The organism is Agrobacterium sp. ST15.16.024 (genome assembly GCF_027956545.1).
Taxonomy (GTDB): Bacteria; Pseudomonadota; Alphaproteobacteria; order Rhizobiales; family Rhizobiaceae; genus Agrobacterium; species Agrobacterium cucumeris.
In genome coordinates this window covers 40,567-54,475 of sequence record NZ_JAQKGO010000013.1, presented here as the reverse complement: position 1 = coordinate 54,475, position 13,909 = coordinate 40,567, and the positions used below count along the sequence as shown (strand labels likewise).

General features: G+C 55.2%; 11 protein-coding genes and 1 pseudogene. 8 read left to right on the top strand and 4 right to left on the bottom strand.

Going from position 1 to position 13,909, the window contains the following annotated elements; genetic code table 11:
• Window positions 1-451: 451 nt before the first annotated feature.
• The 3 genes from PL640_RS23780 to PL640_RS23770 all read right to left on the bottom strand — a co-directional run bounded on the left by PL640_RS23780 (window position 452) and on the right by PL640_RS23770 (window position 2,959).
• Window positions 452-601 carry a hypothetical protein gene (locus PL640_RS23780; RefSeq protein ID WP_161991479.1) on the bottom strand — a complete coding sequence of 50 codons (150 nt, stop codon included), beginning with the start codon at window positions 599-601 and terminating at the stop codon, window positions 452-454.
• Entirely contained in the window at window positions 588-830 is a 243-nt protein-coding gene (locus PL640_RS23775; protein WP_142843418.1) for a hypothetical protein, read from the bottom strand. The genes PL640_RS23780 and PL640_RS23775 overlap by 14 nt, the downstream gene beginning before the upstream one ends.
• A gap of 230 nt (window positions 831-1,060) precedes the next feature.
• Window positions 1,061-2,959 (bottom strand): potassium transporter Kup, encoded by a 1,899-nt coding sequence (locus PL640_RS23770; protein ID WP_012476026.1) that lies wholly within the window; start codon window positions 2,957-2,959, stop codon window positions 1,061-1,063.
• 468 nt (window positions 2,960-3,427) lie between these two features.
• Between PL640_RS23770 and PL640_RS23765 the strand changes: the two are divergent.
• From PL640_RS23765 to PL640_RS23755, 3 genes and pseudogenes are all read left to right on the top strand, one after another.
• Window positions 3,428-4,628 (top strand): annotated as a pseudogene (locus PL640_RS23765) (pyridoxal phosphate-dependent aminotransferase).
• Between the two features lie 25 nt (window positions 4,629-4,653).
• Complete coding sequence (locus PL640_RS23760; RefSeq protein WP_234886495.1) at window positions 4,654-5,910, top strand: cytochrome P450; 1,257 nt, start codon at window positions 4,654-4,656, stop codon at window positions 5,908-5,910.
• A gap of 203 nt (window positions 5,911-6,113) precedes the next feature.
• The gene (locus PL640_RS23755; RefSeq protein WP_010900341.1) at window positions 6,114-8,669 is read left to right on the top strand and encodes a two-component system VirA-like sensor kinase; all 2,556 of its coding nucleotides are present in this window, start codon (window positions 6,114-6,116) and stop codon (window positions 8,667-8,669) included.
• Between the two features lie 72 nt (window positions 8,670-8,741).
• Here PL640_RS23755 and PL640_RS23750 read toward each other — a convergent pair whose 3' ends face one another.
• Window positions 8,742-8,984 carry a hypothetical protein gene (locus PL640_RS23750; protein WP_077768110.1) on the bottom strand — a complete coding sequence of 81 codons (243 nt, stop codon included), beginning with the start codon at window positions 8,982-8,984 and terminating at the stop codon, window positions 8,742-8,744.
• A 456-nt stretch (window positions 8,985-9,440) separates the two neighbouring features.
• Here PL640_RS23750 and PL640_RS23745 point away from each other — a divergent pair, with 456 nt between their 5' ends.
• Genes PL640_RS23745 through virB5 form a run of 5 tightly spaced genes read left to right on the top strand, consistent with a single transcriptional unit; the run spans window position 9,441 to window position 13,905 of the window.
• Window positions 9,441-10,163, top strand: a complete 723-nt coding sequence (locus PL640_RS23745) for a type IV secretion system lytic transglycosylase VirB1 (RefSeq protein ID WP_010900342.1) — start codon at window positions 9,441-9,443, stop codon at window positions 10,161-10,163.
• A complete protein-coding gene (virB2, locus tag PL640_RS23740; protein ID WP_010900343.1) occupies window positions 10,163-10,528 on the top strand; it encodes a pilin major subunit VirB2 in 366 nt (121 codons plus the stop codon). The genes PL640_RS23745 and virB2 overlap by 1 nt, the downstream gene beginning before the upstream one ends.
• Complete coding sequence (locus PL640_RS23735; RefSeq protein ID WP_010900344.1) at window positions 10,525-10,851, top strand: type IV secretion system protein VirB3; 327 nt, start codon at window positions 10,525-10,527, stop codon at window positions 10,849-10,851. The genes virB2 and PL640_RS23735 overlap by 4 nt, the downstream gene beginning before the upstream one ends.
• Window positions 10,851-13,220 (top strand): VirB4 family type IV secretion/conjugal transfer ATPase, encoded by a 2,370-nt coding sequence (locus tag PL640_RS23730; RefSeq protein ID WP_077768109.1) that lies wholly within the window; start codon window positions 10,851-10,853, stop codon window positions 13,218-13,220. The genes PL640_RS23735 and PL640_RS23730 overlap by 1 nt, the downstream gene beginning before the upstream one ends.
• A 16-nt stretch (window positions 13,221-13,236) precedes the next feature.
• The gene (virB5, locus tag PL640_RS23725; protein WP_012476031.1) at window positions 13,237-13,905 is read left to right on the top strand and encodes a pilin minor subunit VirB5; all 669 of its coding nucleotides are present in this window, start codon (window positions 13,237-13,239) and stop codon (window positions 13,903-13,905) included.
• Window positions 13,906-13,909: the final 4 nt, after the last annotated feature.

Sequence of the window (13,909 nt, the reverse complement as noted above, 5' to 3'; positions counted from 1 at the left end):
TTGAATGTTGATCTTGGGGAGGACTGGAAGCATCGCTGTTCGCGGAGTGGCCAGCGGGGCAGTTTGTTCCGGCTTTCGTGTCTGCTCATGCATCTTCCGCCGGCCGCCCAATCGTTCTGATTGTCCACCGTTGAGTTCAGCTCGTTTGGTGTACTGGAACTTCTAGCGTTCCTTCGAGGTTGGTTAAATGTCAATCGTGTTACAAATGTAAAGCATTGCCTTCGGACGCGTTGCCGTTGGATGTCATACCGAAAAAACTACGTTGGCTTCTCATTACTTCAGGAAATTCGAGTGCACTTTGTTTCGGATTAAGACGTAGATGTATGTACCAAACGGCTTTCCCCCGGTCAGTCGCCCACTCCCACCGCATTGACATGGCAATTTCTGCAGTCGGTTATTGTATCACGACAAGCCATACCGCTTTGAGGCGCCAAGGCGTCGTTGGAAGTCGTCATCTCTCGACATTGGCAATGGGGTGCGGGTAGCTTTGGAACATTTGATCTGAATCCGCGTCAGGCGCGGCGCATTCGTAAACGAGAACCGATTCAAGCGTCGCCGCCTTGAACTCCTTCGGCGAGTGGCCGCCATCAGTTCTCATCATCGTCTTTTGCTTTCGAAGTGAAAGCTTCATATTGCTGTAGTGGATAAAAAAATTCACATCCGTAGGCAAAGTCCAAGAGCAACTGTTGAAAAAATGATCTTTGTAGCGCAACGGTTGGTCCCTCGATCTCTGAAGCGGTTGGCAATCTTGTCGATTGCGTGCCGTCGACACCAGCCGGCTCCAGATCCGAGCGGCTGTTTGCAGTACCTGGTTTTTCGTTCAGGCTCATGGTTCAGTCTCCTTGTACAGCTTTCACCCCCTATGCAATCTGAATGTGCTAAAATGATTTGCCGTGGGAGAAGGTCAGTTTCAGCTGTAATCCAACGGGGCTGGATGAATGCGGCTCGCTCTGCATTAGAGGCAGATATTGGTCCGAACCTGCTCGCAAAGTCGGGACAATCCCTTGTTTGCCAAACACTGTCGAGAGTGGTCCTCGCCGGTCGCCGTCAGGGGCCGCGTCTAAACGATAATCTGCGATCCCAGTTCAACAACCCGGTTGGCAGGAAGGTGAAAATAGTCTGATGGGAGTGAGGCCGCATTCGCAAGGAGGATGTAGAACCGGTCCTGCCAGTAGGGCATGCCTGAATTGGCGTCCGGCACCAGCTTGCGCCGGCCGAGATAGAATGAGGTCGACATGATGTCGAACTTCAGTCCGGCCTTGCGCAGCGTCGCGAGCGCCTGTGAGACGTTCTGCGATTCCATGAAGCCGAACAGCAGTTCGACGCGCGAGAAACGCTCGGAAATCTGCTCGACCTTGTAACGGTCCTGACTCGGCACACGCGGCTTGTTGACCGTGCGGATCGTCAGGATGACGTTGCGGTCGTGCAGCACGTGATTGTGCTTGAGATTGTGCAGCAGGGCGGCGGGTGCGGATTCCGGATCGCTGGTCAGGAAGATCGCCGTGCCGGGAACCTGGGCCGGCGAATGTTCGCTCTTGCGCTCGATCGAGCTGACGAAGGAGGCGAGCGGAATATCGGTGTGGCGGGTCTTTTCCATCAGGATCGCAGTGCCGCGGCGCCAGGTCCACATGATGACGGTAAAGGCCGTGGCGATCAGGATCGGGATATAGCCGCCGTCGTGGATCTTCAAAAGATTGGCGCCGAGGAAGATCAATTCGAGTATGACCAGCGGCGCCAGCGCGATCACCGCAACCGGCAGCGACCAGTTCCAACGGGCGCGAACGAATTCGAAGGCCATGATCGAGGTGACGACCATGGCGCCGGTGACGGAGATGCCATAGGCGGTCGCCAGCGCGTCCGAGGTTTTGAAACTCAGGACCAGGAAGATGACGCCGATGAACAGCACGGCATTGACCGAGGGCACGAAAATCTGCCCGGTATTGGTTTCCGAGGTGAAGAGGATTTCCCTGCGCGGCAGGAAGCCAAGGTTGATGCCCTGGCGCACCATCGAGAAAGCGCCTGTTATAACAGCCTGGCTGGCGATGATCGTCGCCGCGGTCGCCAGGATGACAACCGGCAGCAGCGCCCATTGCGGATACATCAGGTAGAAGGGATCCGACATCGTCTCCGGCTTGCCGAGCACGAGTGCGCCCTGCCCGAGATAGTTCAGCGTCAGCGACGGGAAGACCAGCAGGAACCAGGCCCACTGGATCGGGCGACGGCCGAAATGGCCGAGATCGGCATAAAGCGCCTCCGCACCCGTCACCGTCAGGAAGACGGCGCCGAGCACGACGACGCCGTAGAAGCCCTCATGCAGCAGGAAGCTGACGGCATAGTAAGGATTGAAGGCGGCAAGAATGCCGAAATCGTCCGAGATATGCGAAATGCCGGCGGCGGCCATGACGAGGAACCAGACGGCGGTGATCGGGCCGAAGAATTTGGCGACGGCGCCGGTGCCGCGCGATTGCACGACGAAGAGCAGCGCCAGGATCACCACCGAGATCGGCACGATATATTCCGAGAGCCTGGGCGTGACGAGCTTCAGGCCTTCGACCGCCGACAGCACCGACAGCGCCGGCGTGATCATCGCGTCGCCGAGGAAAAGCGCAGCCCCCAAGAGGCCGAGCAGCATCAGGATGGCGGTATGGCCGTTGGCGGTCTTCATCAAAAGAGCAAGCAGCGACAGCGTGCCGCCCTCGCCTTCGTTGTCGGCGCGCAGCAGGAAGAGCACATATTTGATGGTGACGATGATCGTCAGCGCCCAGATCATCAGCGAGATCAGGCTGATGACCTCGAAACGGGTGAGCCCGTCATGGGCCACCGGCTTCAACGCCTCGCGAAAGGCGTAGAGCGGGCTGGTCCCGATATCGCCGTAAACGACGCCGATGGAACCCAGCGTCAGATAGAACAGCTTTTTCGGCGTCATCTGGGATTCGGTCGGATGGCTTTCTGCGGACATGATTTCAACAGGCTCTTCGGAGCCCCAGCCTCCTTTTCCCGCATCGTTTAAAACGCAACAAAGGCTTTCGCAACGGCGTTGGAAAATTGACCGGTCGAAGAATTCTTTGATGATGCAGGCGTTTCTTTGAGGCCTTATCTCATGATCTCAACAGAGCTGAAACGTCGGATCGAGCTTCATCTGTAACGCTCACAAAGTTGCAAATCCGTTCGGCAAACTGATGCGCTGATCGAGGACCACTCGGGCTCTTAAAGCGACGAGTTTCGCAGGGGCGGCTTTCAGAATTGCCGATCGCAGACGCGGCGGCATACCAAGCCGCTTTGAACGACTTCAAATCGCGCGCTTCGCTGAGGACGTCAAATTTGATTTCATTTGTAACAGGGGACCACGCGTCGATTGAAATCCGAAGCGCGTTCAACATAAAAACATCGGGAAGACTTCCTTTTGAAACGTTTGGGTCAGCCTGTCATGTTCGTGCGTTCCGATGCTCTCTCCCGTATAAAGCCTTCTGCCACTATCGTTGTCTCGCAGAAGTTTCGCGAGCTTAAAGCTGAGGGCAGGGACGTGGTCCGCCTCAATATAGGAGAGCCGGATTTCGATACGCCCGACAATATCAAGACGGCCGCCATCGACGCGATCAACCGCGGCGAAACGAAGTACACGCCGGTGTCCGGTATCCCCGAGCTGCGCAAGGCGATCGCCTCCAAGTTCAAGCGCGAAAACGGTCTGGAATATTCCTGGGAGCAGACGATCGTTGGCACCGGCGGCAAGCAGATCCTGTTCAACGCCTTCATGGCGACGCTGAACCCGGGCGATGAAGTCGTCATCCCGGCGCCTTACTGGGTGTCTTATCCCGAGATGGTGGCGCTTTGCGGCGGCACGCCGGTTTTCGTTTCGGCCACCCAGGAGCATGACTTCAAGCTTCAGCCGGCGGATCTCGAAAAGGCGATCACGCCGAAGACCAAGTGGTTCATCTTCAACTCGCCGTCCAACCCGACGGGTGCGGCCTATACGCATGCGGAGCTGAAGGCGCTGACCAACGTGCTGATGCAGCATCCCCATGTCTGGGTGCTGACCGACGACATGTACGAGCACCTGACCTATAGCGACTTCAAGTTCGTCACGCCCGTTGAAGTCGAGCCCAGCCTCTACGACCGGACGCTGACGATGAACGGCGTCTCCAAGGCCTATGCAATGACCGGCTGGCGTCGGCTATGCCGCCGGCCCGCTCCAGCTCATCAAGGCCATGGACATGATCCAGGGGCAGCAGACCTCGGGTGCGACGTCGATCGCCCAGTGGGCGGCTGTCGAAGCGCTGAACGGCACCCAGGACTTCATCCCGGCGAACAAGAAGATCTTCGAAGGCCGCCGCGACCTCGTCGTCTCCATGCTGAACCAGGCCAAGGGCATCGTCTGCCCGGTGCCGGAAGGCGCCTTCTACGTCTATCCGTCCTGCGCCGGCCTGATCGGCAAGACGGCGCCGTCGGGCAAGGTCATCGAGACGGACGAGGATTTCGTTTCCGAGCTTCTGGAATCGGAAGGCGTTGACGTCGTTCACGGCTCGGCCTTCGGCCTCGGCGCGAACTTCCGCATCTCCTATGCGACGTCGGAAGCGCTTATCGAGGAAGCCTGCCGCCGCATTCAGCAGTTTTGCTCGAATTGCTCGTAAGAGCGTATCCTCCAGAGGTTATTTTATGAATGGTAGAGTTTCTCAAAAAGTGTCGGAAGAGTCCGGGCCAATGATATCGGCGTCGATCGACCCAGACAACGTTAGTATCGCGGACTTAGATCGGTTCGGCCACGCTATTTTTAAAGAATGGCGGCCGAAGCGGCCCTTCCTCCGCAGGCAGGACGGCGTATACCTCGTACTTAGGGCGGACGATGTATTGGGCTTAAGTAGTGACCCTCGGACCCGTCAGATAGAGACGGAACTGATGCTCAATCGGGGGGTCAACGAAGGAGCGGTCTTCGACTTCGTTCGCTACAGCATGCTTTTTTCAAACAAGGAAACCCACAGCAGGCGTCGCTCTCCTTTTACTCGGACTTTCGCATTCCGGATGATTGAAAATCTACGTCCGCAAATAAGGCAATTGACGGAGATCCTTTTTCGAGATTTGAAGGAGCTTGGTTCCTTCAATTTCGTGGGGGAATATGCTTCAAAGCTCCCAGCCGTTACGATAGCCAGCCTGTTAGGCCTCCCGCCAAGCGACATTCCCTATTTTACTCAACTCGTCTATCGCGTTGCTCGCTGCCTGAGCCCTTCATGGCGGGATGCCGACTTTCCGGACATCGAAAAATCAGCGGTCGAGTTTAAGAACTACGTGCAAGCGGTAATTGACGATCGCCGAACGGATCCGCGTGATGACTTCCTCTCATCCTACATAAACGCAACGCGAGAAGCGGAGGATCTCTCGCCCGTCGAAGGCCTAACCCAGCTGATGCTTATCATCTTGGCTGGAACTGACACGACCAAAACCGGCCTCACTGCACTGACCGGACAGCTTTTGCAACATCGACAGGCATGGGACGCACTGTTGAACGATGGTACTCTCGTGGCCGCCGCCGTCGAGGAGGGACTGCGCTTTGAGCCTCCAGTCGGATCCTATCCCCGTTCAACACTGGCAGATATTGATCTTGACGGGTTCATACTACCCAAAAATAGTCTTCTCGCACTTTGCACCATGTCCGCGCTAAGAGACGAGAAACACTATGTCCACCCTCAACTTTTCGATATTCATCGCAAGCAGATGCGCTGGCATATGGTATTTGGCACCGGTGAACATCGATGCCTTGGGGAAGCGTTGGCTCGTTTGGAATTGCAAGAAGGACTTGCTACGGTGCTTAGACATGCTCCCAATCTCTCGATTGAAGGTGAATGGCAGGCGGTACAGGGTCATGGAGGTGTGCGCCGAATTGCGGAGATGAGAGTTGGCTTCAATCGAGAAAATTGAAGCGAGTTGCTTTCTCTCGTTGGCTGATGGGAAGAAAGCGCATAGGAGTCGCCGCCAAATTCTTGTCGGACCAGCTTGGTTTGTTCGGTCGGTGTTTTTCACCGTGGATGCGGAGTAATGAGAAACTGGGTCAGACCACTGGGCTCCGTTGATTCCGCGAAATCTGCTTAGTTGGATTGGCTGTCAGAAGGAGAGGTGACCGCATGATTTGGGATCATTTATCACCTTCCCGAAGGGTTCTGCTTGATATCAAATCGTGGTCTGTATTGGTACTGGTAATTGCCTCGATATCTTTTGCGGTTCTGGCCATAGGATCTTGGCAAGACAACGAAAGCAACGAAGCGATCCTGACAGAGCTGCAATCGATCGACGTGGATTGCGCGATGCTGCAGCGGAATGTGTTGCGTGCTCACGCCGGCCTTCTTCGGAATTACCATCCTCTTATCGTCCCTCTGGGGCGACTGCGCACGAGCGTCGCAGATTTACAGCAGCTTTTTAGGCGGGCGGGCCTCGACGGGGCCGGTGAATTTTCTGAATTGCTGGCGCGGGTGAAGAGCTCAGTAGATGCGACCGACGCAGCCGTTGCAGCGTTCGGTACGCAAAATGTAATGTTCCAGGATTCGTTGGCGACCTTTAACCAGTCGATAGCTTCGCTTCCGAGGTCTTTGGATACGAGGGATTTGAACTCGCTAGAAGTCGCTGAGTTGGGCTATCTGATGCTCCAGTTTTCGTCTCAGCCAAATTTCGAGTTTGCACGGGAAATCAACCAACGTCTCGACCGGCTTCAGGTTTCGGCGAACGGGGATAAGGCAGGCGTCAAGGAGATCGTTCGCAGTGGGAGGATTATCCTGACTCTACTGCCGCGATTGAAAGACACCGTTGGAGTGATCCAAACTTCTGAAACCATCGACAACACGAAGAAGTTGCAGCGAGCATACCTTGAAGCTTATAGCTTGGCCAGCGCGGGTGAACAGCGGGTACGGGTCTTCCTCGGCGCAGTTTCGGTTTTCTTTTGCTTTTGCATAATTTCCCTAGTCCATAGGTTACATCTGCGAACCAAGGTGTTGACGAGACGACTGGACTTCGAAGAAGTGATCAAAAAGATTGGGCTTTGCTTCGAAGATGCTTCAGAAGCAAAACCGTCGTTGGAATCCTCAACGAATGCCGCGTTGGGAATTATCCAATTATTCTTTGAAGCTCATCAATGCGCGCTGGGACTGGTCAACATCAATGAGAATGACGTTGGCGTCACCTTTTTTGGAAGCACTCCTGCGCCAGAGTGGAACGAACAACGGGTGCGCGAAATTGTTTCCACGGTAGGGGCCGAGGACGGCGGGCGGATTTTCCGAGCCTATCCTCAACGAAAAGCGAGCTGCTTCGGTGAGGACTCTCCATTTCTGTGGGTGCTGCTTGCGTTCAAGGTATCCGATCGAATAGTCGCTGTCTTTGGCCTGGGATTTGATCGAGAGCATCTACAGACGCCGACCGCACGTGAAATGCAGCTGATGGAACTAGCGGCTGCATGTGTTAGCCACTATGCGGTCATTCGGCGCAAGCAGTCCCAGCGAGATATTCTGGAACGTCGTTTGAAACATGCGGAACGGCTTGAAGCAGTTGGTACGCTTGCCGGCGGCATTGCGCATGAATTTAACAACATTTTGGGTGCAGTTCTGGGTTACGCGGAAATGGCACACAACGTTCTGCGCCGTCGTACTCATGCTCGAGACTACATCGATCACATCATTTCTGAAGGCAATCGAGCGCGGTTGATTGTCAACCAGATCCTTGCCCTTAGTCGAAAGCGGGATCGAACAACAAAACCATTCGATCTTTCGGAGTTAGTGACCGTGATCGCGCCGTCGTTACGTGTTGCGTTGCCTCCGGGCGTCGAGCTCGATTTCAAATATCAGAGCGCTCCAATGGTTATCGAAGGAAACTCACTTGAGGTCGAGCAAATACTGATGAATTTGTGCAAAAACTCTGCTGAAGCATGCCGAGAGTTAGGGCGTGTGGAGGTCAGCGTTAGGAGGTCTGTCGTACGGAAACACAAGGTTCTTACAAACGGTACTATTCCCACCGGCGAGTATATCCTTCTTTCAGTTGAGGATAACGGCGCAGGCATAACAGAGGCGGTATTATCGCACATTTTCGAGCCTTTTTTTACTACCCGCGCCCGCAGCGGTGGCACGGGCCTGGGATTATCCACGGTTCACGGTCACGTTAGCGCGATGGCTGGTTACATCGACGTGGTATCAACTGTCGGCAGAGGTACGCGCTTCGACGTCTACTTGCCACCTTCGTCGAAGCAGCCGGTAAATTCAGAGAGTTTTTTTGACCCTGGAAGAATCCCGCTTGGGAACGGCGAGATTGTCGCGGTGGTCGAACCCGACTTAGCCACGCTGGAAATGTACGAGGAAAAGATCGCGGCGCTGGGCTATGAGCCAGTCGGCTTTAACACGTTGGATGGTTTAATCGACTGGGTGTTGGAAGGAAAAGAACCTGATCTTGTTCTAATTGATCAACCGTCTTTGCTGGATGGAGACGGTGCAGGGTCCTTAATCTCAAAGCTGGCAAAAGCGCCCATCATCATTATTGGCGAAAACCAGAAAAATGTTCCCCTTTCTGCGGATCGCGAGGGATCTGCCCGTTTTTTGGAAAAGCCGATTTCAGCAAAGACTCTCGCCTATGTCGTTCGTGCGAATATCAGAACTGAACGAATGGTCGGCTCGAATAGCAGCGGAATCGTGATTGCGTCATAAACCGATACGCCCTCTGAACAGAAGCCGGCCGCACAACGCGATTGCTTATTAATTTAATCCCCAGTCGCGGAATCAGCCGGTCAGTCCCGACATCCGCAACAACGCAACTCCGGTTGCGGCTGCAATCACCGCCAGTGATATACAGGCAAAAAACCGGTAAACCTGCTCTTTTGATGTTAAGAGGAGATGGATCGAAGCGATCATCAGAAGGAAAATCGTCGCAAGTGCGCCATACGCCCAATACTCGTTCGAATAAAGCCATGTTCCCAAAGCCAACAGACCGCAAACAAAAAAAACGAGTTCGAGCTTTTGCAAGACAACACCTCAAAAAGATCTCGTTGTGATCCTAGGACATCGGTCTCGCAGGTCAATACTGCGATCGCGTTTCATGCAACGGACTTGATGTATCTGCCGCGCGGCACTAGGAGACGTGAGGAACGGCCCCCTGTCTAGGGTGCAGTCGGTGCCGATCTCCGCTTCGGGGGCGCTTTGCGAAATCTCCTGCGGCTGCACCATCCTCCGCGCCAGCCTGCGAAAATTTTCGAAAACCGCCGCTATGGTGAATTCGCTCTCATGGCCTAGGGATCACCGCTTGGGCCGCCGATTCCCTCGATTCAAGAAATCAAACGGCTTCGCTTCGATGCTTCAAATGAAACCGAGAGGTAAGATAATAAAATCAGAAAGTAACAGACACCTCCCATAGTCGCGACTGTTAGCGATCGAGTCATTTCATGCTGACCAAGATCATTGCGATACAGTGGGGAATAAACAATGCGGAAGACGGCAGGATCTTTCGGGATCATTTTTCTGATGGTCCAGCCAAGCAAAGCTGCGCCGCTCTCGTTCGCTGAATTTAACCAACTCGCTCGCGAATGCGCACCTTCAGTCGCTCCATCGACGCTTGGAGCGATTGCGAAGGTTGAAAGTCAGTTTGATCCGCTCGTGCTGCATGACAATACCACCGGCGAAACTTTACATGGCAAGAATCCGGCGGATGCTACGCAAAGCGTAAACAATCGCGTCGCAGCAGGGCATTCAGTCGATGTAGGCCTAATGCAAGTGAACTCGAAAAATTTCGCGAACTTGGGCTTGACTGCCGGCAATGCAATCAACCCTTGCGTGTCCCTGTCGGCGGCGGCGGACCTGCTCGTACGGCATTATAGTGGCGGCGACACGGTAGAGTCAGAACAACTTGCCATCCGGCGAGCAATTTCGGCTTACAATACCGGCAACCCGACACGCGGCTTCGCGAACGGCTATGTGCGGAGGGTCGAAGTGGCGGCTCAGCTACTCGTCCCCCCGCTGGCTCAGTCGGGGAAAAAAGGCGACCGTGATGAGCGGAGTCCAGAAGAACCCTGGAACGTCTGGGGTTCATACGACCGCTCCCACTCAGCAGTCGGTTCGTCCGCGCCGCCAGAGGCGCAGCAGCCGAATGAGCGCAAATCCCCCGAACAAGATCAAGTTTTCGAACCGAATGATGGAGATGCACCATAATGGCATGGCTTGAAGGATACCGCGCACCGTCGAAATTCCGTGGCCTCTGGCACAGAGCTGTGCGCCTGCTGGCTCCGCACGTGCCGAGCGTCACCGGCGCGATCGGCTGGAGCTTGTTTTTCTGCGAGCCAGCTGCCGCGCAGGCCGCTGGGGGCACTGACCCCGCCACCATGGTCAACAATATCTGCACGTTTATTCTCGGTCCGTTTGGTCAATCGCTCGCCGTTCTTGGTATCGTAGCCATCGGGGTATCGTGGATGTTCGGCCGAGCTTCCCTTGGTCTGGTAGCAGGTGTTGTTGGCGGGATCGTTATCATGTTTGGAGCCAGCTTTCTCGGCCAAACACTGACAGGGGGCGGGGGATGAATGCCGATCTTGAAGAAGCCACACTCTACTTGGCGGCAACGAGACCTGCATTGTTCTTTGGGGTACCGCTGACGCTTGCTGGAGTTTTCATGATGTTGGCGGGGTTTCTCATCGTTGTTGTGCAGAACCCCCTCTATGAAATTGTTCTCTTGCCGCTGTGGCTTGGAGCGCGGCTCATCGTAGAGCGGGACTATAACGCGGCAAGCGTGGTCTTGCTGTTTCTCCAGACGGCAGGGAGAAGCGTTGACGGCCATGCGTGGGGCGGCGCGAGCGTCAGTCCCAACCCCATCAGAGTGGCGTCGCGAGGAAGAGGAATGACGTAATGTTCGGAGCAAGCGGACGGACCGAGAGATCTGGGGAAATCTACCTGCCTTACGTAGGGCACCTCAGCGACCATGTCGTTCTTCTAGAGGACGGTTCCATCTTGACCATGGCGCATATCAGTGGCCTTCCCTTCGAACTGGAGGAAGTAGAGGTCCGAAATGCGCGCTGCCGTGCCTTTAACACGCTCTTTCGCAATATTGCCGATGATAACGTCTCAGTATATGCCCATCTCGTCCGTCACAACGATGTGCCAGTACCGCCGGTACGCCATTTTCGCAGCACCTTCGCGTCAAGCCTAAGCGAAACGTTCGAGCGGCGTGTTCTGTCTGGTAAACTGTTTCGAAACGACCACTTCCTCACGCTCATTGTCTCTCCTCGCACCGCTCTCGGTAAAGTGGGAAGCAGATTCACCAGGCGCTATGGGAAGAACCCAGGCGATCTTGCGCATCAGATCCGACATCTGGAGGATCTTTGGAACGTTGTCGCTGGCGCGCTTGATGGGTATGGACTTCGTCGACTTGGCATCCGAGAAAAAAATCAGGTGCTTTTCACGGAAATTGGTGAAGCCCTTCGCCTGATAATGACTTGTCGTTTTTTACCGGTGCCGGTCGTTAGCGGATCCCTCGGCGCCTCAGTTTATACCGACCGGGTCATCTGCGGCAAGCGTGCCCTCGAGATTAGAGCGCCGAAAGATCGTTACGTTGGATCTATCTTTTCATTCCGCGAGTACCCGGCAAAGACGCGGCCCGGAATGCTTAACACACTCCTGTCATCAAGTTTTCCGCTCGTTTTGAGCCAGAGTTTCTCTTTCCTCACACGTGCACAGGCTCACGCCAAGCTCAGCCTCAAATCGAACCAGATGACTAGCTCCGGTGACAAGGCGGTCACCCAGATCGGTGAACTCGCCCAAGCAGAAGATTCATTGGCCAGTAGCGAATTCGTCATGGGTTCGCATCATCTCAGCCTTTGTGTCTATGGCGATGATCTCGATACCCTTGCCGACTATGGTGCGCGAGCCCGCACGAGCTTGTCGGACGCGGGCGCGGTTATCGTGCAGGAAAGCATTGGAATGGAGGCTGCATACTGGTCTCAGCTTCCAGGAAACCACAGATGGCGTACCCGTCCCGGAGCGATCACTTCACGCAACTTTGCCGGCTTGGTTTCATTCGAGAACTTCCCTATCGGAAGGAAGTCGGGCCATTGGGGAGGTGCGGTTGCTCGTTTCCGTACAAACGGCGGGACGCCCTTCGATTATATTCCGCACGAAAACGACGTGGGCATGACCGCGATCTTCGGGCCGATTGGCAGGGGAAAAACGACACTTATGACCTTCATCCTGGCGATGCTTGAGCAGAGCGTGGTTGACCGCAGCGGGACGATCGTTTTTTTCGATAAGGATCGTGGCGGTGAACTGCTTGTGCGCGCCACCGGGGGCACGTACCTCACGTTACGACGAGGTGTCCCAAGCGGCCTTGCACCTTTGCGCGGCCTAGAGGATACGGCAGCGGCGCGGGACTTTCTCCGCGAGTGGATCGTGGCGCTGATTGAAAGCGACGGCAGGGGGGGAATTTCGCCGGAGGAAAATCGCCGCTTAGAGCGCGGTATCCAACGGCAACTTTCGTTTGAGCCTAACATGAGATCCCTTGCGGGCTTAAGGGAGTTCTTATTGCACGGGCCCTCCGAAGGTGCGGGAGCTAGATTGCAGCGGTGGTGCCGAGGCAACGCTCTTGGCTGGGCGTTTGACGGCGAATCGGACGAAGTGAAGTTAGATCCTTCGATTACGGGCTTCGATATGACCCATCTCCTCGAATATGAGGAGGTATGCGCGCCGGCCGCAGCATACCTTTTGCATCGAATAGGAGCGATGGTAGATGGCCGACGCTTCGTCATGAGCTGCGATGAGTTTCGTTCCTACCTGCTTAATCAGAAATTCGCAGCAGTCGTCGACAAGTTCCTGCTGACCGTCCGGAAGAACAACGGAATGTTAGTTCTTGCGACGCAGCAACCCGAGCACGTACTTGATTCACCATTGGGCGCAAGCCTCGTAGCACAATGTATGACCAAAATCTTCTACCCATCACCCACTGCAGACCGCTCTGCTTACATAGACGGGTTGAAGTGCACCGAGCGAGAATTTCAGGCTATTCGCGAGGAGATGGCGATTGGCAGCCGCAAATTTCTGCTGAAGCGCGAGAGCGGAAGTGTTGTGTGCGAATTCGATCTGCGCGACATGCCGGAATACGTCGCCGTACTATCCGGGCGTGCCAATACGGTGCGTTTTGCCCAGCAGTTGCGCGAGACGCATGGAGAGGAACCCTCTGCCTGGCTGGAAAAATTCATGACGCGCTACCATGAGGCACAGGATTGATCTGGAGTTCGAAGTCATGAATATTACGAAGCTCGTAATAAACGCACTTTTCATATGCCTTGTTCTGTCGGGGACTGCCAAGGCGCAGTTTGTTGTCAGCGACCCTGCAACGGAGGCCGAAACGCTGACGACAGCGATCAATACTGCGGCGAACCTCGAGCAATTGATCACGATGGTGACAATGTTGACCTCGCCCTTTGGCGTCACCGGCATGTTATCAGCGATCGACCAGAAAAACCAATATCCCTCTGCCGGCCAACTCGACAAGGAAATGTTTTCGCCGCAGATGCCTGCTTCGACAACTGCGCGTGCAATTACCTTAGATGCCGATCGCGCAGTCGTGGGCGACGACGCTGAAGGAAATCTTTTGCGACAGCAGATTGCAGGCGCCGCAAATGCTGCCGGTGTCGCGGCTGACAATCTGGATGCAATGGACAAGCGCCTTGCGGCAAATTCTGAGACATCGGGCCAGCTCTCCCGCTCACGCAATATCATGCAGGCCACCGTCACCAACGGTTTGCTTCTCAAACAGATCCATGACGCAATTATTCAAAACATTCAGGCGACCAGCCTGTTGACGATGACCACCGCACAGGCGGGGCTGCACGAGGCGGAGGAGGCGGCGACCCAACGAAAGGAACATCAGGCAACTGCGCTTATATTTGGCGCCGCTCAACTGCACTGATCCG